The sequence below is a fragment of the Cryobacterium zhongshanensis genome (genome assembly GCF_022760445.1).
GTDB classification, from domain to species: Bacteria; Actinomycetota; Actinomycetes; order Actinomycetales; family Microbacteriaceae; genus Cryobacterium; species Cryobacterium algoricola.
Window position 1 is genome coordinate 174,217 of sequence record NZ_JALGAR010000006.1, and the last position, 18,356, is coordinate 192,572.

32 protein-coding genes are annotated in these 18,356 nt (G+C 63.8%); 5 read left to right on the top strand and 27 right to left on the bottom strand.

The annotated features are described in order from the left end of the window. Positions 1–123: 123 nt before the first annotated feature. From MQH31_RS18135 to MQH31_RS18175, 9 genes are all read right to left on the bottom strand, one after another. Positions 124–408 (bottom strand): hypothetical protein, encoded by a 285-nt coding sequence (locus tag MQH31_RS18135; protein WP_243013219.1) that lies wholly within the window; start codon positions 406–408, stop codon positions 124–126. Positions 409–631: 223 nt separating this feature from the next. Beyond that, entirely contained in the window at positions 632–964 is a 333-nt protein-coding gene (locus tag MQH31_RS18140) for a hypothetical protein (RefSeq protein ID WP_243013220.1), read from the bottom strand. 90 nt (positions 965–1,054) lie between these two features. Continuing rightward, positions 1,055–2,029, bottom strand: coding sequence for a Fic/DOC family protein (locus MQH31_RS18145; RefSeq protein ID WP_243013221.1), 975 nt, complete (start codon positions 2,027–2,029; stop codon positions 1,055–1,057). Between the two features lie 3 nt (positions 2,030–2,032). Continuing rightward, a complete protein-coding gene (locus tag MQH31_RS18150; protein ID WP_243013222.1) occupies positions 2,033–2,227 on the bottom strand; it encodes a hypothetical protein in 195 nt (64 codons plus the stop codon). Positions 2,228–2,362: 135 nt separating this feature from the next. Continuing rightward, a complete protein-coding gene (locus MQH31_RS18155) occupies positions 2,363–2,986 on the bottom strand; it encodes an RES family NAD+ phosphorylase (RefSeq protein ID WP_243013223.1) in 624 nt (207 codons plus the stop codon). Next, the gene (locus MQH31_RS18160) at positions 2,983–3,618 is read right to left on the bottom strand and encodes a hypothetical protein (RefSeq protein ID WP_243013224.1); all 636 of its coding nucleotides are present in this window, start codon (positions 3,616–3,618) and stop codon (positions 2,983–2,985) included. The genes MQH31_RS18155 and MQH31_RS18160 overlap by 4 nt, the downstream gene beginning before the upstream one ends. Before the next feature lie 181 nt (positions 3,619–3,799). After that, on the bottom strand, positions 3,800–4,300 hold the full coding sequence (locus MQH31_RS18165) for an NADAR family protein (RefSeq protein WP_243013225.1): 501 nt from the start codon (positions 4,298–4,300) through the stop codon (positions 3,800–3,802). A 57-nt stretch (positions 4,301–4,357) separates the two neighbouring features. Then, a complete protein-coding gene (locus MQH31_RS18170) occupies positions 4,358–4,816 on the bottom strand; it encodes a hypothetical protein (protein ID WP_243013226.1) in 459 nt (152 codons plus the stop codon). A 40-nt stretch (positions 4,817–4,856) separates the two neighbouring features. After that, entirely contained in the window at positions 4,857–5,414 is a 558-nt protein-coding gene (locus MQH31_RS18175; RefSeq protein WP_243013227.1) for an SLOG family protein, read from the bottom strand. A 383-nt stretch (positions 5,415–5,797) separates the two neighbouring features. Here MQH31_RS18175 and MQH31_RS18180 point away from each other — a divergent pair, with 383 nt between their 5' ends. The 4 genes from MQH31_RS18180 to MQH31_RS18195 all read left to right on the top strand — a co-directional run bounded on the left by MQH31_RS18180 (position 5,798) and on the right by MQH31_RS18195 (position 9,016). Further along, a complete protein-coding gene (locus tag MQH31_RS18180; protein ID WP_243013228.1) occupies positions 5,798–6,286 on the top strand; it encodes a hypothetical protein in 489 nt (162 codons plus the stop codon). A gap of 103 nt (positions 6,287–6,389) precedes the next feature. Beyond that, complete coding sequence (locus MQH31_RS18185; RefSeq protein WP_243013229.1) at positions 6,390–7,655, top strand: ParM/StbA family protein; 1,266 nt, start codon at positions 6,390–6,392, stop codon at positions 7,653–7,655. A 189-nt stretch (positions 7,656–7,844) separates the two neighbouring features. Beyond that, positions 7,845–8,162, top strand: coding sequence for a hypothetical protein (locus MQH31_RS18190; RefSeq protein WP_243013230.1), 318 nt, complete (start codon positions 7,845–7,847; stop codon positions 8,160–8,162). 176 nt (positions 8,163–8,338) lie between these two features. Next, entirely contained in the window at positions 8,339–9,016 is a 678-nt protein-coding gene (locus tag MQH31_RS18195; RefSeq protein WP_243013231.1) for a class F sortase, read from the top strand. Here MQH31_RS18195 and MQH31_RS18200 read toward each other — a convergent pair. The 3 genes from MQH31_RS18200 to MQH31_RS18210 form a co-directional block, all read right to left on the bottom strand. Further along, complete coding sequence (locus tag MQH31_RS18200) at positions 9,005–9,328, bottom strand: hypothetical protein (RefSeq protein WP_243013232.1); 324 nt, start codon at positions 9,326–9,328, stop codon at positions 9,005–9,007. The two genes, MQH31_RS18195 and MQH31_RS18200, sit on opposite strands and share 12 nt — an antisense overlap. 144 nt (positions 9,329–9,472) lie before the next feature. Further along, positions 9,473–9,643 carry a hypothetical protein gene (locus tag MQH31_RS18205; protein ID WP_243013233.1) on the bottom strand — a complete coding sequence of 57 codons (171 nt, stop codon included), beginning with the start codon at positions 9,641–9,643 and terminating at the stop codon, positions 9,473–9,475. A 159-nt stretch (positions 9,644–9,802) separates the two neighbouring features. Further along, positions 9,803–9,952 (bottom strand): hypothetical protein, encoded by a 150-nt coding sequence (locus tag MQH31_RS18210; RefSeq protein WP_243013234.1) that lies wholly within the window; start codon positions 9,950–9,952, stop codon positions 9,803–9,805. A 350-nt stretch (positions 9,953–10,302) separates the two neighbouring features. Here MQH31_RS18210 and MQH31_RS18215 point away from each other — a divergent pair, with 350 nt between their 5' ends. Further along, positions 10,303–10,578 carry a hypothetical protein gene (locus MQH31_RS18215; protein ID WP_243013235.1) on the top strand — a complete coding sequence of 92 codons (276 nt, stop codon included), beginning with the start codon at positions 10,303–10,305 and terminating at the stop codon, positions 10,576–10,578. A gap of 303 nt (positions 10,579–10,881) precedes the next feature. Here MQH31_RS18215 and MQH31_RS18220 read toward each other — a convergent pair whose 3' ends face one another. The 15 genes from MQH31_RS18220 to MQH31_RS18290 all read right to left on the bottom strand — a co-directional run bounded on the left by MQH31_RS18220 (position 10,882) and on the right by MQH31_RS18290 (position 18,344). After that, a complete protein-coding gene (locus MQH31_RS18220; protein ID WP_243013236.1) occupies positions 10,882–11,241 on the bottom strand; it encodes a hypothetical protein in 360 nt (119 codons plus the stop codon). 340 nt (positions 11,242–11,581) lie between these two features. Then, the gene (locus tag MQH31_RS18225) at positions 11,582–11,926 is read right to left on the bottom strand and encodes a hypothetical protein (RefSeq protein ID WP_243013237.1); all 345 of its coding nucleotides are present in this window, start codon (positions 11,924–11,926) and stop codon (positions 11,582–11,584) included. Beyond that, entirely contained in the window at positions 11,923–12,300 is a 378-nt protein-coding gene (locus MQH31_RS18230) for a hypothetical protein (protein ID WP_243013238.1), read from the bottom strand. The genes MQH31_RS18225 and MQH31_RS18230 overlap by 4 nt, the downstream gene beginning before the upstream one ends. Continuing rightward, on the bottom strand, positions 12,293–12,589 hold the full coding sequence (locus MQH31_RS18235) for a hypothetical protein (protein WP_243013239.1): 297 nt from the start codon (positions 12,587–12,589) through the stop codon (positions 12,293–12,295). The genes MQH31_RS18230 and MQH31_RS18235 overlap by 8 nt, the downstream gene beginning before the upstream one ends. A 23-nt stretch (positions 12,590–12,612) precedes the next feature. Then, on the bottom strand, positions 12,613–12,963 hold the full coding sequence (locus tag MQH31_RS18240; protein ID WP_243013240.1) for a hypothetical protein: 351 nt from the start codon (positions 12,961–12,963) through the stop codon (positions 12,613–12,615). 33 nt (positions 12,964–12,996) lie between these two features. Next, positions 12,997–13,239, bottom strand: coding sequence for a hypothetical protein (locus tag MQH31_RS18245; protein WP_243013241.1), 243 nt, complete (start codon positions 13,237–13,239; stop codon positions 12,997–12,999). 115 nt (positions 13,240–13,354) lie between these two features. Next, on the bottom strand, positions 13,355–13,636 hold the full coding sequence (locus MQH31_RS18250; protein ID WP_243013242.1) for a hypothetical protein: 282 nt from the start codon (positions 13,634–13,636) through the stop codon (positions 13,355–13,357). 14 nt (positions 13,637–13,650) lie between these two features. After that, positions 13,651–14,196, bottom strand: a complete 546-nt coding sequence (locus MQH31_RS18255; RefSeq protein WP_243013243.1) for a hypothetical protein — start codon at positions 14,194–14,196, stop codon at positions 13,651–13,653. Positions 14,197–14,240: 44 nt separating this feature from the next. Next, positions 14,241–14,663, bottom strand: a complete 423-nt coding sequence (locus tag MQH31_RS18260) for a hypothetical protein (RefSeq protein ID WP_243013244.1) — start codon at positions 14,661–14,663, stop codon at positions 14,241–14,243. Between the two features lie 130 nt (positions 14,664–14,793). Beyond that, entirely contained in the window at positions 14,794–15,309 is a 516-nt protein-coding gene (locus MQH31_RS18265) for a hypothetical protein (RefSeq protein ID WP_243013245.1), read from the bottom strand. Then, positions 15,306–15,608 (bottom strand): hypothetical protein, encoded by a 303-nt coding sequence (locus MQH31_RS18270; protein WP_243013246.1) that lies wholly within the window; start codon positions 15,606–15,608, stop codon positions 15,306–15,308. The genes MQH31_RS18265 and MQH31_RS18270 overlap by 4 nt, the downstream gene beginning before the upstream one ends. A 264-nt stretch (positions 15,609–15,872) precedes the next feature. Next, on the bottom strand, positions 15,873–16,418 hold the full coding sequence (locus MQH31_RS18275; protein ID WP_243013247.1) for a hypothetical protein: 546 nt from the start codon (positions 16,416–16,418) through the stop codon (positions 15,873–15,875). Between the two features lie 103 nt (positions 16,419–16,521). Then, the gene (locus tag MQH31_RS18280) at positions 16,522–16,809 is read right to left on the bottom strand and encodes a hypothetical protein (protein WP_243013248.1); all 288 of its coding nucleotides are present in this window, start codon (positions 16,807–16,809) and stop codon (positions 16,522–16,524) included. 361 nt (positions 16,810–17,170) lie between these two features. Further along, positions 17,171–17,662 (bottom strand): single-stranded DNA-binding protein, encoded by a 492-nt coding sequence (locus tag MQH31_RS18285; RefSeq protein WP_243013249.1) that lies wholly within the window; start codon positions 17,660–17,662, stop codon positions 17,171–17,173. Between the two features lie 340 nt (positions 17,663–18,002). Continuing rightward, positions 18,003–18,344 (bottom strand): hypothetical protein, encoded by a 342-nt coding sequence (locus MQH31_RS18290; RefSeq protein ID WP_243013250.1) that lies wholly within the window; start codon positions 18,342–18,344, stop codon positions 18,003–18,005. Between the last annotated feature and the right edge of the window lie 12 nt (positions 18,345–18,356).

Consider the following 18,356-nt stretch of genomic DNA (forward strand, 5'->3'; position numbering starts at 1 on the left):
CGCCCCACCCGAAATGTTGGACGGAATTTACCCGGTTCGCCGTCTGACTTCCTGAGGCAAAACGAAACCCCCACAGCCTTTTGGCTGCGGGGGTTTCGTTTTTTCGATGAGGCTCGCGCCCTCTCAGCGTCGGTTCGAGGGTGAGACCTGTTCTCGCGATCGGCCGATGGGAATGATCTCTTCGACCATGCCCGAGATGCCGTACTTGAGACCGTCGAGCATGCACTCCTTGGTGCAGAAGAAGACCGGCCCCGGCGTCTTACTGTGGTGCGGGTATCGCTCGCCCGTGACCTTGAGCACTTCGATCCAGAATCCAACGGGCTTGTCGGCCTCAAACGGCGAGTTCCCGACCTTGTGCTCCTGGCAGTACGTGCACGTGTAGATCGTCAGACCAGATTCAACAGTCACTGGTGACTGCTCCTCGGGCGGATTGCTCACGGATGCCACCGAACTCCGATTACGCCACGCTTCCACCCACTCGGGGACATGAGCCGGACACCAGGACGTCCCGTCCTTCTGTATGAACCAGCCGTCTTTGCCGGCCTTCGTCGTTCCCCAGTTGTGGTCCTTGTACGAGGCTGTGCACTCGAGGGCTGCGCAGACAGCATCGCCTGTCATTGGTGGCTCACGCTCATCGTTCGGGTCCTTTCTGGTCGGTGGTGGCGGGTTCAGCGCTGTCGGGCGCAAGCTCCGGGTACTTGCGCATGCGTGCAGTTTTCTTTTCGTTGCGGGCTTGCACGGCTTCGTGGCTGTTGGACGATTGCGACGCAGTCAGCTCGGCCACTCTCGAGGTCAACTCGACCACGGTATCTTCGAGCTCCTTGATCCGTTTGTCCGCATCCGTGAGTGCCCATCTCGCTTGGGATAGCACTTGGGTGCTACCGCGATACCCGGACTTGTAAGCGTTCTCCTCCATCGCACTCAGCGATTCGCGTATTTCCTCTGAATTCTCCGGGCTGTACATGATGTGGCGGGTCCTTCCTTGTCGATGAATTCTTGGTGCAAGATGACGCAGCTCAGGGGCATGCGGTGATCGTTGGATTCTGCTTTTGCGTCATAGCTCAGGCCCCATTGATGAGCTGTCAACGCTGGATCGGGAAGGGCCTACCTCACCATCGTGGCTTGGATCGTTATCGGGTGCGAGCTCCGGGTACTTGCGGTACCGCGCGGCGATGTCGGCACCGGGAGGGTTCGGATCCACCGAGTTCGCCTCTTGATGAGGGTCCGCCCAGATGGACTCAGTGGCATCGCGCGCCAGCCGATGCGGCACGCTGCCGCGGTCTTTCCCCGGATGCAACGCTCGCTGCAGCTCGGGCTCACGGCGCGTCAGCGCCTTGGTGAGGACCCGCGCCAGAGGGGCATGATCGAAGTTGTGGCTCTGGTGGTGAAACCGGGCCTCGATGAATTCGTCGCGGATGGATTCAGGGTGGTTGGGGTCCAGCCTGGTGACGTCCAGCTCCCAGCCGGCCTCGTCGGCGAGCTGCTTGAAGTACATCGTCTGGCTGCGGGTATTGCCCTCTCGGAACGAATGCGCCACGTTGAGGGCTCCCCAGTGCTCGGCGAACTTGTCGGCGAATTCAGCCGGGTCCGTGATGCCGCGAAGCATTCCGTCGTCCGCGAGGAAGCCTTCCTGCTGCGCCCACATCGTCTCGATCTTGGTGCGCGGCGCATACGTGTGGCCGTTCTTGACCAGATTCACCAGCCGCTGCTGTCCGGCCCACTCGTAGGTGTCCTGGAACAGGAACTCGTGGATCTTCTTCATGTGCGCGTAGTCGAACTTGCCGGGGATCGGCTTCTGCTGAAGCTCCACCATTCGCGACATCGACAGTTGCGTCTCGAGTTCATCGAGCTCGTCGGGATCCGTGATGCCGTAGGAGTTCTTGCCGCGGCCGAGCTTGTTCCGCAGGGTGTCGGTGCCCGGGATCATGTAGTCGGCCCACGCGACATCAGCGGGGGAGAGGTCCTTGGTGCGTCGCTTCTTCGCGATCGCGTAAAGCGGCGCGGGGAGACGCCGCTTCTGTGCCGCCACGAGCTACTTCTTCTCGTTCTTGGCTTGCGCCGCGGCGATCAGGAGAGCGCGTGCTTCGTCGCCGGTGATCTCGCCGGCGGCCTGGCGCCGGATGATCTCGCGCGCCGCGGGGTCCGTGACGCGGTGTCCGGCGGCGCCCTGAGCACCATCGGCGACGGCGATCAGCCGGGCGGCTTCTTGGGGCGAGGTTTTCGCCATGATGGTGTCTCTCTTTCGGTGGATGATTTTGCTCGTTTATGAGCATCTAGAACCAGAATACTCGATGGATGCAGAGAAGGGAGAGGGTGATGATCGCCCTCTCCCTTCGTGGTGCCGCGGTGCAGCCCTCGGCGGCTACAGCGAGGAGTAATTCAGCTTCTTCTTGGCGCGGGCGACGATCTCGTCCGCGTTGGTGTCGCTGAGCAGCGTGCTGAAAGACACCCTGCGGGGGAATGCAGGGATGGTCTCAGTGCGGCTGAACAAGGTGACGAGGGGCTCGTTGTTGATCGACGACTGGTGATAGAGGCCGTCAAGCACATCGCCGTGACGCTCGAATATCGCTCGAGCCCATGGCTGGGTGTTCGCCTTGTCGTCCATCATCATCGACGCGGCCGCATGGTTGAGCACGGGCCAGTTCGTTGTGAGATCCAGCAAGGTCAATTCGCGTGACGGGATCCACGCGGCAATCGTCGCTCCACCCATCGAACGATCAATGACGTGGGTCCCCTGGTAGACCTCCCCGAGCGCCGTGTATGAGCGGGTCGCCGCGTACATCACACCAACGGCTGGGTAATTGTCCGCCGGTGGTGGGTGCGGATCGAAGCGCATTTCCTCGACCGGACCGAAATGGCGCAGCTCGTTCCACGCCAGTGCGTGCGGGCCCTCTGTGCGTGAAACGCGCCACAGCACATTCCGAAACGAGCGGAGGTGCTTCTCTTCGATGATGAACGCGGCTGGAGGAGTGGCTGGGACCTTCACGACTGGAGAATGCTGTTGAGGATGCGCACCAGGGCCTGCGGGTCCCCGCCGAGTCGTAGCCACTCGGCAGGAGTGACGCGTTCATCGTTGATGAGCAGGCTCGCCTGCGGGGTCGACATGAAGCCCTGAATGCTTGCGGGGTGCATGTCTTCTGGGACCCCCCTCACCAGGGCCGCGAGGCCCGGAAGCACCGGCTGGGTGGGGTCGTCCGTGAACTGCCAGGTGGGGTAACGCCTCTTGCCGCCGGCTATGAACGCACACAGGCTGCCCTTTGACTGGCGGTGCCGCACGCTCGATGCGTCGATGCCGAGCTTCTTAGCCACCTCGGCGGCGCTCAGCGAGGCGGATACGGCCTCGAGTCGCGTCTTTCGCTCTTCTTCGGCTAGATCGCCACGGGCAACGCTGGCTTCGGTTTCAGCAAACTCCTCTGCAGTGAAATCTCCGGATTCGATCAGGAAGGCCACCTGCTCGTCGGAAAGGGTGCCTCCGTGCGGCTGACGCTTCTTCAGCAGGTCAGCTGATTCCCGAAGGAGGCTAATCACCAGCTCATCGTTCTGCCCCTGGGACTGAGCGGTCGCCAGAAAGTACTGGACGCTCTCCTGAACTTCAGGGTGGGGTGCTGTGATAGTCATCTGATCTCCTTGACCAGGAAAGGGTTACCCCCTTTTTGGGGATACCCCTAACAACGGAATTACCCCCTGTTTCGGGGATGCCCCCAAAACAGGGGTAACGTGCACTCACTATCGTATGTGGGAATGCGAGTGCATGCAATGGTTGGGGCTGGGTATGTGACCTGTTTTGGGTACAGGTGAGTCACGCCAGTAGCAGGCTCCGCTTGATCATCAGAAGACGACCGAGCCAGTTCTCACCGACTGCGTCGTGAGCGCTGCACGAGCAGACACCCCAGAAGGTGTCGTGCCAGTGATTGCCCTCCTCCAAGTGAGCGTTGTCCGTTGCGATCAGCAACGCGGCAAGCTGCGGGTCGGAGTACTTGGATCCCTGCAGCGCGGCCATGACGCCGAGCTTGAGGAACTCCCAGTCCGGCCGCAGGTCGACCTTCTGGCCGAGCGTCTTCGCCTCGAGGGCGGTGCGGGCGTTCAGGATCGCGCCCCTCTGGTGACGGTCGAGCGTCTTGGCCGCCTGGAAGACGTGCTCCACGGTCGGACCCGTCATCTGGTCGAAACTGACCCCCTGGGGAACGAACCAGAAGTTCGACAGGAAGCGGTTCCCGTCCCTGAAACGGGTGATGGGCACGCTCGCGTTGGTGGGCGTCGGCTGCGAGTCGTAGGGGCTGGCAGTGGTGGCACGTGGCACGGGCATCTTGTTCTCAGGCACAATGGCCCTCTCTCTGTTGTGGTCGGAATCGAAGCTCTACGTCGGGCTTTCCAGGCTGCTCAGAAACTGGGCGACCTGCTCGTTGGTGAGCTGTGCGTGACGCTCGAAGGGCCCCTCGAAGTCGCGCTCCCTGGAGAACGGCCCCTTGCGGGGTTCCATCTCCTGCCAGGACACGTCGATCGAGAAGTACCCGCCGCCGGAGTGTCCGAAGCACTCGTACGGCGCCTCGTAGCCCGCCACGATGTTGACGGCGTCGAGGTCGACGTCGGGGCTGGCGCCCAGGAAGTCGAGCAGCCGGCGACGATAGCGGTGGATCCAGGACAGGTCTTCCGGGGTTTCCGGGTCATCCACCGTCCGGGAATCGGCGGCCGCATCGGTGCGGGCCAGGCGCAGGGCTGCGCTGATGCGAGCTCCTGCAATGGCGAGGTCGGGCGGGGCTATGAAGCCTGCGGTGCCGCTGGCGACCGGAACGGTGGTGCTCGTCGGGATCGGCATGATGATTCCTCTCGGTGCGTGATGTTCGATGGGGTGTTGTTCAGTGGGTGATGGTGTTCCCCGCGCAATCGCGGATCTGCTCCGGCGTCATCCGAAACACCGGGATGCCGTTCTTCTCGGCAAACCGCACAGCGTGGCCGGTCCCGCCGGTGGAACCGTCCCAGACGGCGAGGACCTGCTGGGAGGCGCGGATCATGCCCTCATTGCGGAGCTGCATCGCCCGCGGCGTGTAGCTCTCGGCGTAGACGTTGACCAGGTCGGCACTGTCGATCTGCTTCTGCCAGAACTGTGTGTCCCGCTTCGCCGGCCACTGCGAGGACTGGGTCATCACGGGGACCTCCGCGACGAACGAGATGCGATCCGGGAACCGCTCGCGCATCGCGAGGATCGCCTGAGACCACACGGTATCCGCGCCGAGCGCGAGACCTGAGTGCAGGGTGAGATGTGGGTGCTGGTTGAGGCCGGTGCTGATGATGTGTTCCAGCCACGACTGGAGCGCGACGTAGAACGGGTGTGTCAGGTCGTAGCCGGCCAGCTTGCTCGGTCGGTGACCCGTCAGGGCGACGTGGAAGGACTCGGGCGGCGTAGAAAGGGGCATGTTCTCTCCTCGGTCGGTGGACTGCTCGCTTGCGTGCAGAGAGCCCTCGGGACCTTCCCGAGGCGGCGCTGTGCCGCCTTGGCTCTGCCGGGAGACGAGTGCGTCTCCGTCTGTGCTGACGCTCTTCGTGGGCCCGCGCAAGGCCGGGAACGGACCAGCAGCGGGTCAGGAGCTGGCCAGAAACGGGCCGCAACAGTCTGGGAACAGTTGGAAAACAGGGGCGTGACCACCGCGTGACCACTTCTGGGCCACTGTCTGACCAGAAAGTGACCACGACACACCCGCACGGCTTGCCGTTCGGGATGCGGTTACGATATGCTCGTATCTCAGCAGAAAACGCATATTCGCACCTAAACCAGCAGACACAAGAAAGGGGGCGCGCCATGGCCAGAATCTCCGCCGACGAGAACTCGGAACGCAAGCGCATCTCCATCCCCAAGGCCGACGATTCAGTACTCGCCTGGTGGGATGTCCAGAAGGACTCCGGCCTCTCCGTGCGCCTCCTGATTCGCAACGAGATCGAGCGCAACGGCTACACCGACGCGGCATATCGTCCCGTGGCCCAGCTCCCTCGTCGCGGACGTCCTCCTGGCATCGGCGTCGACGAGCTCGACGAACTCGGCGGGGAAGACGCCCGCCAAGGACGCGTCTTCACCCTCGATGACGCTCGTCCGGATGCTCCGGCCATCCTTGACCCGCTCCAGGCCGTTGCACATGAACCTGCCCCGGTTGCCCCTCCGGTCGCCGTAACGGCTCCAGCGCCCGTTCAGGCGCCGGTCCGTGCCGTTGCAGCCCCTGCTGCCCCCGCGCCCGTACCCCAGCTGGTCGCAGCGGGTGGCAACAGCTTCATCGACGACCTGATGAACGGGTAGCGCAGCTACCCTCCCGCTCTTGCTTCATCCGCGCCGCTCGGCGTGACCCCGGCTTCACCCCAGATGCACACCGACTTTCACGACCACAAGGAGAACCATCACCATGAGCAAGCTCAAGATCACCGGCGGGGTAGACGTCGGAAACGGCTACGTCAAGGCAGCCCTGCGCGGCGCCGACGGCAAGGTCGACAAGTTCGACCTCCCCTCGGGTGTTGCGCTCGTCACCGGGGCCGTTGACCTTCCCACCCCCGACACGGCTGCACCGGAGATTCTGGCCGGGGACATCTTCAACGAACTCGACGTCACCTTCGCAACCCCGCTGGTGCACTCCACGCACCGCCACCTCTTCGGTCGCCGCGCGCTGAAAGCGCAGACGCCTCGGTTCGAGGAATTCGACGTGGTCTCGGGCATCAGCAAGGCTGAACAATCCCTCTCCAAGGTGCTCGTGCTCGGTGTCTTCGCGGGCAAAGCCGTCCGCGACTACGTCAACAAGCACGGCGTGCTTCCCTCCGACCAGCTCGACGTGGAGGCGCGTGTTGCGCTGGCGCTGCCGATCGACGAGTACCGCGAACACCGCCTGACCTACGCCGAGAGCTTCAAGAAGGGCGTCCACCTGGTCACGGTCTTGAACTTCGAGACCCCCGTCATCGTCCGGGTCACCTTCGTTGACGTGCAGGTTGCAGCAGAGGGAGCTTCTGCCCAGTTCGCAATCAGCCAGCTCGGCTTCGGGCTGGTGGATACGATGCTCGCTGACGTGCGCTCCAACGGCCAGCCGCTCGAGGGGATCACCAGCAAGGACATCTTCGAGGCCCGGAGCACGGTCGGCATCGACATCGGTGAGGGCACGGTCAACTTCCCGGTCTACTCTGACGGAAAGTTCAACGGGGACGCCTCGCGCACCTTCGACAAGGGCTACGGCACCGTGCTGCTGAACTCGCTCAGCCCGCTGAAGAAGGCCAAGCTCGGCTTCAACTCGCGTAAGGCCCTGGCCGACTACCTGCTTTCCACGCCCAGCGCCATCAAGCGCGCGGAGCACGAGAAGGTCTCAGCGATCGTCGCCGAACAGGCTGCTCTTTTCTCTGAGCAGGTCGTCGAGGAGTTCCGGAAGATCCTCGCCGAGGTCGGCCGCGACACCGAGGTCGTCTACGTCTTCGGTGGTGGCAGTGGCTCGGTGCGCGAATCGCTGCACCCGCTGCTGCTGGATGTGGTGTCCGAGGGCACCCCGGTGCTCTTCCTCGACGTGCGCTACTCGCGTCACCTGAACAGGGAGGGCCTCCTGATCGCCGCCACGATCGTGGAGGAACAGGACGTCAAGAAGGCCAAGGCCACGCTGGCCGCCAGCAAGACTCCCGCCGCCAAGGCTGCCTGACCAGCTCCCAGAGCCGCCCCAATCCCGTGCCTGCCGCCGTGGTCCTTGTGACTGCGGCGGCAGGCACATTCATCCCAGCGACGCACGACAGGACATCACATGACCACCTCGCTCCCTCCCTGGGCCGTCCCTGGATCACTGGTGGCTCTCGTCACAAGGGGTGGAAGCCACCGCAATCACAGCTTCAGGATGACTGTCGTCGAACGCGTCACCGCGACGCAGATCATCGTGGACGGGCGCAGGTTCAAGCCCGGACCCGATGAAGTCCTGGAGCTCGGCAAGGACCCGTACCGGGGCCAGTTCCTGTTGCCGGCGGATGACCCGCAGCTGGCGGTCTGGACAGAAGCCGAGCGTATCAATCGTCTCCGCAATACCGCGGCGGAGGCTGCCGAACGCTGGTTCTTCAACTCTCGCAACGTTTCCGAAGCCGAGGCCGCCGTCATGGCGATGACGGAGTTCATCGAGGCGTCGAAGGACCAGACCGCTGACGATGCGGTGGACGCATGACGAACACCACACCGCGTCCTTCCTGGGCCAGTAGCTCCAGCACCTCATCCTTCACGCCGCCTCGCTCACACCCATCACAGCCCGAACTCCTTCCGACGAAGAGTCCACGTCCGACGAAGAAGAGCGCGAAGAGACCCCAGCAGAAGCCCAGTCGACTCGGCACCGTCCTGCTCAGCATGCTCGTGGTCGTCCTGGTGCTGGCGGCAGGCCTGTTGGTGTGGAAGGCGTTCACGCCTGAGAGCGTCGACGCACCGCTGCCCGCCAGCCAGTTCGAGAATCCGGCATCCGCGCCGGCTACCGGGCCCACTGGAACGGATCCCGTAGCGCTGGACGGCGGCGGCAGCATGTCGACCGCGCAGATGGCGCCGGACACGCTGTTCATCCCGGCGCTGGGTACGTACATGCCGATCGAGGCCGACAAGACCGTCGTTGCAAGTCACTACGCGGGCTTTGAGACGATCAAGATTCCGACGGATCCTACGCACGGCGTTCGCTACGCCGGCGGCGCCCCGATGTTTGGGGGCCAGACAGGAACGACGCTGATCGTCTCGCACGTCAGTACCCGGACGGCTTGGGGCGCGCTCAGGTACCTGTACCGGCTCCAGGGCGGCGAGATGATGTACACCAAGGACGCGGCCGGGGCGCTTCAGAGCTGGAAGCTGACCCAGATGCGGGTTGAAGATCACACCAAGTTCCCGCAGGAGTATTGGTCTCCGGACGGCGTGCGGCAGCTCGTCGTGACGACCTGTGGCGGCACGGTGGGAGCCGACCACCTCTTCAAGCAGAACATCTTCGCGGTCGCGGTGCCCGTTGATCCCGCCGTGCCCGCATCTCAGCCAGCTCTAGCCGGATAGCCCGCCGCGCTGAACGGCTGACGCCCACACCCAGGCTCGGTGCGTGCCGCGGTGATCCCACTCGATGTAGACCGCTCGAGCGGTCCAGGCCAGCGCGCGGCCTTGCACGTTGACCGACACGGCGGGGTACCTCACCCAGGCGAACACGTCGACGGGCTCTGTGGCCACAGTCGCCAGCAGGCGGCCCAGCTCGGCATCCGTGAGGCTGAACGGCGGGGGCGTTTGCTCGATACCGTTATCAGGCTCGACGGGCTTCAGGGTCTCGGCGTACACCCGGGTATCGGGTGCATCGCGGGCTTTGTCGGAGTCCATCTCACAATTATCCGACACAGGATACGCGGGGCGGCGGGCGCCGGCTGGACCGGCTGGACAGGTGTGCGCTGTGACAAAAAGAGAAGCCCCGAGGGATGATCCCTCGGGGCTTCGTCGTGTTTCAGGTAGTGCAGCGTTCTGGCTTTAGACCAGTTCGCGGTTGGCTGCTTTGGCCCTGGCGAGCATGTACCGGTACATGTGCGTGTGTGCATCTTGACCGGTCACTTCCAGCTGCTCGATGACCTGTTCGAGGGCGTATTCCAGACAAGGAATCTCGCCACCTACGAATTGGAGCTTGACAATTTCGACCGCCATGTGGGGACCGCTTTCTTGCGCGTTGAGATGGCCGATTCGGCCGTGGTGATGAGGGGGGGTGCCGCCCGTGCGAAGAAAGCTGGGGTGCTGACAGCGGCGCGATCAGGCCCAGTGGGTCCACCTTAGCCCCGGGTTGTGCCGGAGGCTCTGCCGCGAGGTTCAGGCGGCGACGCGAACGTAGAGCACGAGGTGGTCGGCGGGGATCGACGCGCGCAGCTTCTCGATGGCGGCCAGGCTGCTTGGCGCGTCGACGGTCACCGTCGTCGGTTCGCTCGTGTCGCGCGGGCGGTGTGCCAGGTCCCAGTTCATCGTTCTATTCTCGCTCGGCGCGCGCTCTCCGCCAGCCATAACGTGCTCGGGCCGGACTCAACCGGGAATTCAGACCAGCTGCGGTTCATTCACGAGAAGCGCCAAGCCGCACGGCGGGCACCGTCGCTACTGCCGCAATCAAACGCAGCGAAACGGATGGCACTCGGCGTCCCATATCCGCCTTCAAAATCTATTGATCCAGCCTCCGGGGAGGTCCTAGGATTCAGTCACAACAAACGGGGGGCTAAGACATGAAAATTCGTACAGCCGCAGTAGCAGCGATCATTCTCGCATCGGCGGGCGTGATGGCCACAGCATTGCCAGCGTCCGCGAGCTGGTACCCAGCGCAAGTGAGCACGATCGGTGCGGGGGCAACGGTCCGTGACTGCTACCACCCCGTGCAGTGGCCTTCAACCAACTGCCCGAAAGTCACGTTTCTTCCCAAGGGCACCGCCGTCCACATCATCTGCCAGCGAGTCGGCGATCTGGTCTACGGGACCTACGGCAGCAGCGAGGTCTGGGACTACGTGTCGGTCACCGTCAGCGGCCAGACATACGAGGGCCTGGTCGCTGACGTCAATGTCTACACGGGAAGCAACGGCCTAGTCGCAGACGTGTGCAGCTAGCTCCGGACGGACCTACCACCGGCGCCGCACACAAGCAGCGCTAGGACGTTTGACTCCGATCGAATTCGAGACCATTCGCGAGAAGCGCCAAGCCGCACGACGGGCAGCGCCAGAACGGATGGTCTTCCGTTCCAGCTACGTGCATGCGAGTCAGGCACTGTTCGCAGTTCGGGTCTGCACCCAGGGATTCGGGTTCCATGCGGGCACTTTATCCTGCTGCCGGATCGCGGGTTCATCAGGTGCCCGAAAAAAGAAAGAGCCCCGCTGCCCGATGAAGGGTGGCGGGGCTCTTTCGGCGACGAGTCAGCGAACGGTGCACTCGCCAGCGAGCCTCGCGACAAAAGAGCACTCAGGTCGTGGCGCGTCTGACGCGATGATCAGGCTCACAGGAACCACGATGCCGGCGATGAGGGCGAGGCTGATCAGGATCCGTGGCAGGTATTTGCTCGGACCCCGTGCAGCCCATCGAGCCTTGGCGTCGGCCTGCGCAACGCGGTTCTGCCGCTGCCGCTCGCGCGCCTCCAGCGCGTCCTTCTTGTTCTCCGCTTGCCACTGTTTCAATTCGGCGAGGCGGTCCTGTTCGCGCAGGAGACGTTCGGCGTCTCGTTCCAGCTGGAGCTCCGCGGCGCGGTGGGCGACTTGTTGCTCGTATGTGTCGGTCATGGTGGTCTCCAGAATAGTCTCGGCGGTGTAGCACGGGGGACGACGCGGAGCGTCGAATGTCGGCGTCGGGAAAAGAAAGAGCCCCGCTGCCCGATGAGGGGTGGCGGGGCTCTTGATGAGGGACGACTTGGGGAGGTTTTCACTCCATCTCCGGCTTAACAGGCCGGCATTCTTTCTCGATCGAGCTGCTCGTGCAAGAGAGGCTCGATACGGCCAATTCAGTCTGCTGGGAGATTGCACTCCGCCAGGGGGCTTGAAATCGGTTGAACTACCGCGTCACGTCTTCCCCCGAACGTGGCTTTGCCACGAGGGTTGTTGCCTGCTCGGCTGACCGTTCAGGTCAGCTAGGGCGCTTGCCGAGCGCCCCTCGAACACCTCTGAGGAACTCTTCCGAGCGAGACCCGCGGGTCTGCCGCCTACCGGTGCGGCTGCTCACTATCGAGTCCAGCCTCGAGGCTTTGAAGCGGAGGCGCAGGCTATCCGCGATGAGCACGAACGCAAATATCCACATGGCGGACACGACCAACGCGAATTCGCGGCGGTCAAGGAGGCAGGCGAGGCCGAACATGAACGCGCCCCCGAGGATGAAGAGCGTGCTCCAAAACAGACGGATGCTGCGCGCATCCCAGAGGTGGCGGGACTGGGCCTGCAGCGTGTCTACCGGCGTGTGGATCGGGTTCTTCATGGCGTCATCTCAACGCTGTCGGGGCGCATTCCCAGCGCTGTCCGAATGTCGAAGCCAAACTCTTTCCAGAGCGACGGGCGTGGTCGTGCATCGGGATCCAGTTCGCGTACCTTGAAATCGACGTTTTCGGAGGCGAAGCGGATTCGCATGATGTCAATCAACACCACAAATCCGCTCGCCCAAAAGACGGCCACAACCCACACCAAGGTGTCGACTCGCAGAAGCGCACCCCAAACGAACACGGCCACGCCAGCGAGAATGAGCAGCAGGCACTGGAATAGACGCCGACCGCGCACGGCCCACAGGCGGTGGCTTTCAGCCCTAAATTCGGCAATCGCCTGGTCGGTTTCGGGCGTAGGTTCCGGTCTACTCATGGCTCGCCTCTCTGTCGTCGATCTTCTGAGCTCTGAACGCGAGCCGGATGCTGTACGCGCCCAGCGAAAGGGCGAGCAGGTACAGGGGGAGTGAGACCCACTGCAAGGCTGGAAGGTTGAAGGATAGCCCCGAGAAGAACGCGAGGTTGGCGGCGACAACGGCCCACAGCGCCTGGACCCGCGTCCTGTCTCGCACCCGCCGCGCGAGGTGGCTCTCGGGGCTTACTTCACCGGTTCTTCGTGCCGTCGAACGCCCACTTGCACTCTGGTTTTCCACGGTGTCCTTCACGTGTGTCACATTACAGTTCTGGGTCACTTGCCACACACGTACCAGCGGGCGACCGTGGCAGCGCAGGGCGGAGCTTGGGCGCCGCTGATCACGCCGGTCACGAACAAGGTCATCACCACGCAGGCGACCACGATCAGCGCGACGATCGGCAGGTACTTGCTCGGTCCGCGTGCGTCCCACGCCGCTTTGGCCTGACGACGTTCCTGGGCCTCCTTCTCGATGATCGCCTTCGAGAGGGCCTGGTTGGCAGCAATGCTCTCGCGAACTGCAGTCACCCGGGCGAGCTCGTCTTCCTCGCGCACCAGCCTCTCGGCGTCTTCCTGCAGGCGAATCTTTGCCGCCGCGCGTCGGACTTTCGTCTCATACAGCTCCATGGGAGCCCCCTTCGGTTGGTCCTGCGTTGTCGTCTAGTTGCGGCGCGCTTCCAACACAGCCACGTGCGCGGCGCGCCGTTCGATCCATTCGACGCCGGTGTCGCCCTCGTCGATCGTGATGGCGTAGCCACCCGGGTGCAGGTGCGCACCGATGATGGGGCCGACGGCGTACGAGCGGCCGCCCGTGCCCGGCGCGGAGATCGTGTGCACGGTGAAGATGCCGCCATCGAGCTTGAACTTGTCGCCGCGGCGTGCGGTGCGGTTGTTGAGTGCCATGGTGTTCATCCTTTGGTTTCGGTGTCTGCTGTGGTCTGTGCGGGTTATTGGGTGGAGTGATTGGATCGGTTGCGTAATTGCCACGCGCACACCCGGTGGTGGCCGGGGATGCACGCTACGACGGCGCGACGGTGGTAGTGAAGATCAGCGTGAATGGCCCGTAGACCTCGAGCAGGACGCGTCCGGTGCGGTAATCCTTGACGCCGGCGCCCAGGTACCGGACCTCGGTGCCGTCGGTCTCTCCGTCGTCCACCAGCCACACGTGGCCGCGCTTGTTTCGGATCACATCGCCCACGACGAGCGCGTCGAGAGCGGGCACTGTGTCGATGACGGGGAGCTCGTCTCCCGATTCGAGGGGACGCAACTGCGCAGTCACGTCGGCGTGCTTTTCGGTCATAGCTCAGCTCTCCTTCAGATCTCGATCAGGGTCACCGGCATCGCGCCGGCGGTGGTCTCGGTAACGCGCTCCCAGGTGCCCCAGACGTTCCACATGATCGTCAGGGAACCGTCGGCTTCCTCGCGGAGCAGTGCGTACCGGCGGATGATGCCGCCGGCGTCGAGTTCGTTGAAGTCGATGCCGAGCACCTCGAGCAGGAGGCTCGCGTGTCGAAGGAACTTCTCGTTTTCCATGTGTCCGAGGCCGAGGACGCTGCGGCCGTCGTCATAGGCGAAGACGGGAACGCACATGCCACCGGGCAGCGTCGTGGAGGTGAGGCTCAGTGCCAGGTTCGGGACCAGCGGCCGGTACGCGGCGCGCCCGCAGGTGAGACATCGCCACAGGGTCCGAGTCGCCGACACGGAGTTCATCGCGCCGTGGTCGACGCAGCGCACGATGTCAGTCGGGTGCAAGGTGACGGTTCCCTCGGAGACGTCCCGCAGGCCCCAGGCGCCGCGGCCGGCGTTGGCGGCCGGGTTGTAGTCGGGCATGTCGATCTGGTCTTTGAGCTGCGGGTGCATGGCGGACGCTCTCTTTCTGGTCTCGGTGACGGGGTGGTGCGCGGCTACTTGGTGAGCCGGGTGACGCGGGTGGCTCCGGAGTTCGACTGGACGCCGGTTGCGATGTCGTACCAGAAGCCGTTATCGACGAGGACCTCGCCACTCTTCGGTCGAAGGTGCGAGCGAACGATCGTTCCGACGCCGATCTCTTCCTCGATTTCGGGATTGGCTACCCAGGCATATCCACCATCACGAGGATCGGACTCGACCTGCGTCTTCCACGCGGGATGGTCGAGGTCTCGACGGATCATTACCCGGTCGCCCGGTTCAAGAGGGCGCGTGGCGGCGGTGGGCGTGTTGGCGGCTGTCACCGGCGACCGACGCACTCTCCATGCGTCGACGGATGCGCAGTCGATCGAGCAGTAGAGCTGATCGGTGGCCGCAGAGCGTTTGCAGCCGGTGTTATGGCAGGTGATGTGCTCGGTCATGATTGGTCGTCCTGTCTCTGTGGGATGTCGGGGGTCATGCATGTAGTTGGAGTCGCCACCCCGACCCCGATACGAGCTGCACGTGGCAGCGGTTCGCATCGGGATCAGAGAAACTCGCCAACGAGGCGGTTTAGGCCGCCGAGCCCGTGCCGAGCACGGTGACGATCGGCTTGTCGTCCTGGTCGCCTGGGCTAACGACGAGGTCGTCATCCGGGCTGATCCTGAAGGTCAGGAACGGTGACATGGCGTCCTGCAGCGCCGCGATTCGGGCGTTGAGCTCGTTGATCACGGCGTCCTTCGGGTCGGCAGGGATGGCCGGAGCGACCGGCGCGACGGGTGTGACCGGCACAGCTGCGATCGGCGGCACGGCGGACACGAACGGGGAACCCAGATGCGCAGTGGCGACGGGCGTCGCGGCCTGGACCGGTACTGCGGCCTGGACCCTCCGCGAACCGGTGCGGTTCACCCGGTCGACGATCCCGTGGGCGGCGACCTCTTCGAGGACGAGCAGCCGAAGGGAGGTGGAGACGTCACCCTGGGCGTCCCACCAGTCCTGAGTCTTGACATCGGACTGGGGGATGTTCACGCGTCGGCGCACCGGGCCGCGCGATTCGGTGATGCGGATGCTGATGCTTGTGGTGGTCAACGTCGTGCTCCTTCGTGCTTGTATTCGCGGGTGGTGTCTTGGGTGATTTCGAGGAATTCGTGGACGGTGCCCCGGTGCTCGCAACCGTTGCGGTTGGCGCACATGATCGGGTCATCGTCCTGGAAGCCGTCCTCTTCGGCGATGACTCGGCCGGGGAACTGGTCGTTCGGGAACCGGCCGCCCATCGAGTCGTAGCCGTCGTCCTGCATGGTGACGTTCATGGTCTTCTGGATGACGAAGCCGCCGGTCTCGAAGCACATCGGGCAGCGGATGCCCACAAGGTTCTGCGTGTTTGCCATGGCCTGTTCTCCTGGATCTTCTTGAGGGTGTCGGGCTACTCGGCGTAACCGCAGACGGGGCAGCAGGTGTGACCGGAGTGGGTGACGATCATTTCGACGTCGTCGCAGCTGGGGCAGTTGTTCATGGTTTCTTCTCCTTGATGAGGAATGGCTTTGCGAGGTGATGCGGGTGTCGTGCTGGTCGTGCCGTCGTTCTGTGGGCGCGTGCGTGGTCACGCGGGTGCTGCTTGCGGGCGATGCCGGTGAGGATGCCGGGAGCGAGCGCTAGGCGCTCATCCAGCCGCAGTCCTCGCTGTTGAGGCAGTGGCGAGTCGTGCTCTTGTTGTTGACCTTGTAGCCGGTGGGGTTCACCAGGCAGTTGGGGCAGGCGTCTCCGCTGAGCTCGAGCACGGTGCGGCCTTCCGCGACGCGGTAGCCGGGCAGCCAACCGGTCAGGTGCAGCTGCTTGCCGTAGACGGTCTCCAGCGAGTGAAGGACAGCGGTGATGGCGAGCTTCAGCTCGATGTCCGTCGTCGTCTCGATGCGGTTCTCGATGTACTCGTCGACGTCCAGGCCGATCTCGGCGATGCTGCGCGAGGCGGCGCCACCGCTCATGCAGGTGACGTCGAACATGGCCAAGGACCACTTGACGGTTTCGTCGATGAAGTGATCGAACTGTTCGCGGACGATGACGTTGCCGATGTAGGCGGCGAGCAGCGGCGTCGACACGGTGAAGTGGCCGGTGCGGGCGAGCAACGTCCGGACGGACGGGGCGACCTGCGTGGACTTGGTTGCACGAGAATCGGCGCGCTCAATGGTGCGAGGGGACAAGGTGGTACTCCTTGGTGAGAGGTCAGAACTGGCTTTGCATGGGGGCGCTGAGTATCAGCGGATGTTCGGGCAGCGCAGGAAGCGCGAGGCGGGAGCAGCCGGCCTAGAGGCCGCTGACCTGCCAGTCGTAGACCTCAGGGGACGCTTCACGGGGAAGGTCCGGAACGAGGGTGAGCTGGCGGGCACGATCGGGCCGAAGCTCGGTCACGCTGGCGTAGCGGACAGTCGTGGCGGCTGCAGTAGCCAGGCGAACATCGGCGGCGCTGGCAGCCAGGCGGCTGCTTTCGGCACGAGCACGGTTGAGTTCATGGATCAGCCAAACGATGGCGGCGGCGAAGACGACGAGCAGGAGCACCGTGGTCCAGCTCTGGTACGGGGACATGTGAATCATCGGTGCTCCTTGATCGGTCGATTCGTGCGGTCCAGGTGGACGGGCATGCAAGCTTTTAGACAGGTATTTCTCTCTGTCACAGGCCTCTCCGACACGGCTGTGCCGTGTTGCTACTGCCTCGAAATCGCCGCGTAAACGAATTGCTCGACGTGTCACTGGGAAAAAAGAAACCCCACCCAGGAGCGTGTGCTCCGGGCAGGGTTTCTCGTCTATTTAGTTATGAGGGCATTGCTCATCTGAGCGAGTTCCTGGTTCTCGGCTACGGCCTCTATATGGCTCGGAGCACTTGGTGTCAGGATCTATGGATGGCCCGTGGATCGTCTTCGACGAGGTGTTGCAGCGTTCTGCCGCAGCGATGGAGCTACGCGAACGGGCTGGTCTCGTCGTAGTTGGTCGCGGGGGCGGCCTGCGTGGCGAGTTCCTTCGTGAGGCGAGCGATCGTCTCGGCAGGGGTCTCCGGAGCGGTCGGCGCCTCGACAGCCTTGCGCGCGGCGCGTGCTTCGGTGACGGACTTGGACTCGAGGAACTGCGGGAAGCCGTCGACCTCGATGGTCGGCGCCGGGTAGACCGTCTCGCCGTTCTTCTGGTACGGCTCGGACGAGATGCGCGTCTGGATGGCGATCAGGTCGCCCTTGTGGACGCGGTCCCAGGAGCCGCGACCCTTGACGGTCTTGGCCAGGAACGCGCGCACGGGCACGTACTGGGTCTTGGCGGTGTTGTCGGCACCCGAGGTGAAGTTGTTGTCGACGGCGACGGTCACGAGGAGCACCTTGCTGCCGTCGTTGTTCGGGAACTCCTTGATGTCCTGCGAAACGCGGCCAACGAGCGTGCCGGTGTTGAGGGGGTTCGTCATTTCAGTTCTCCTTTTGGAAGGGTGGTCGTCGACGTGTGTCGGGACCTGAGTTCTTGGGTGCAGAGGATGTTCCTCCGTCACCTATCCCCCCGGAAGCAGCTGTGCTGCTCTAGGGAGTTGGTACTTGGTCGCAGCGCCTTGCTGCGCGGTATTTCGTTGTGGTTTGGGAATGAAAAGGGAGCTTCACCAGACTGCTCACGCTGCTTCCGAGCGTCCTCGGTTCACTTATGCGGCTTGGTCGGTGAAACTCCCTTTTCAGGTCTGAGAGCATCACTCTCACGGTTCTACCCGGTCTGCGCTTCGCGAAGACCTTGCTCTGGCTCTTGCCCTCGCCCTGGTTTTAGGGGTTGCTGTTGAGGGAGTGCCCGAAGACCATGGGGTCCACGCGCTCGTCGTACTGGATCTCGACGTTGTGGCTGTCGACCTCGTCCTGAGTCATGATGACGTCGCACGTTGCGACGTCTCCGAGGAGGTCCTGAAGCTCGCGCACGCTGGCAACCGCCCGGACCAATCGCGCCTCAGCACGCACGACGTCATCGCGGGCCGCCGCGAGCTCAACTTCCGCAGGCCCAATCTCGATCTGCGCTTCCGCCTTTGCGCGAGCTGTGATGTCCGCGATCTGCACCGCGAGACGCGCCGCGGCAGAGGCCGGCGGGGCCAGCGGTGTGGTCTGTTCAGGCATGATGTTGCTCCT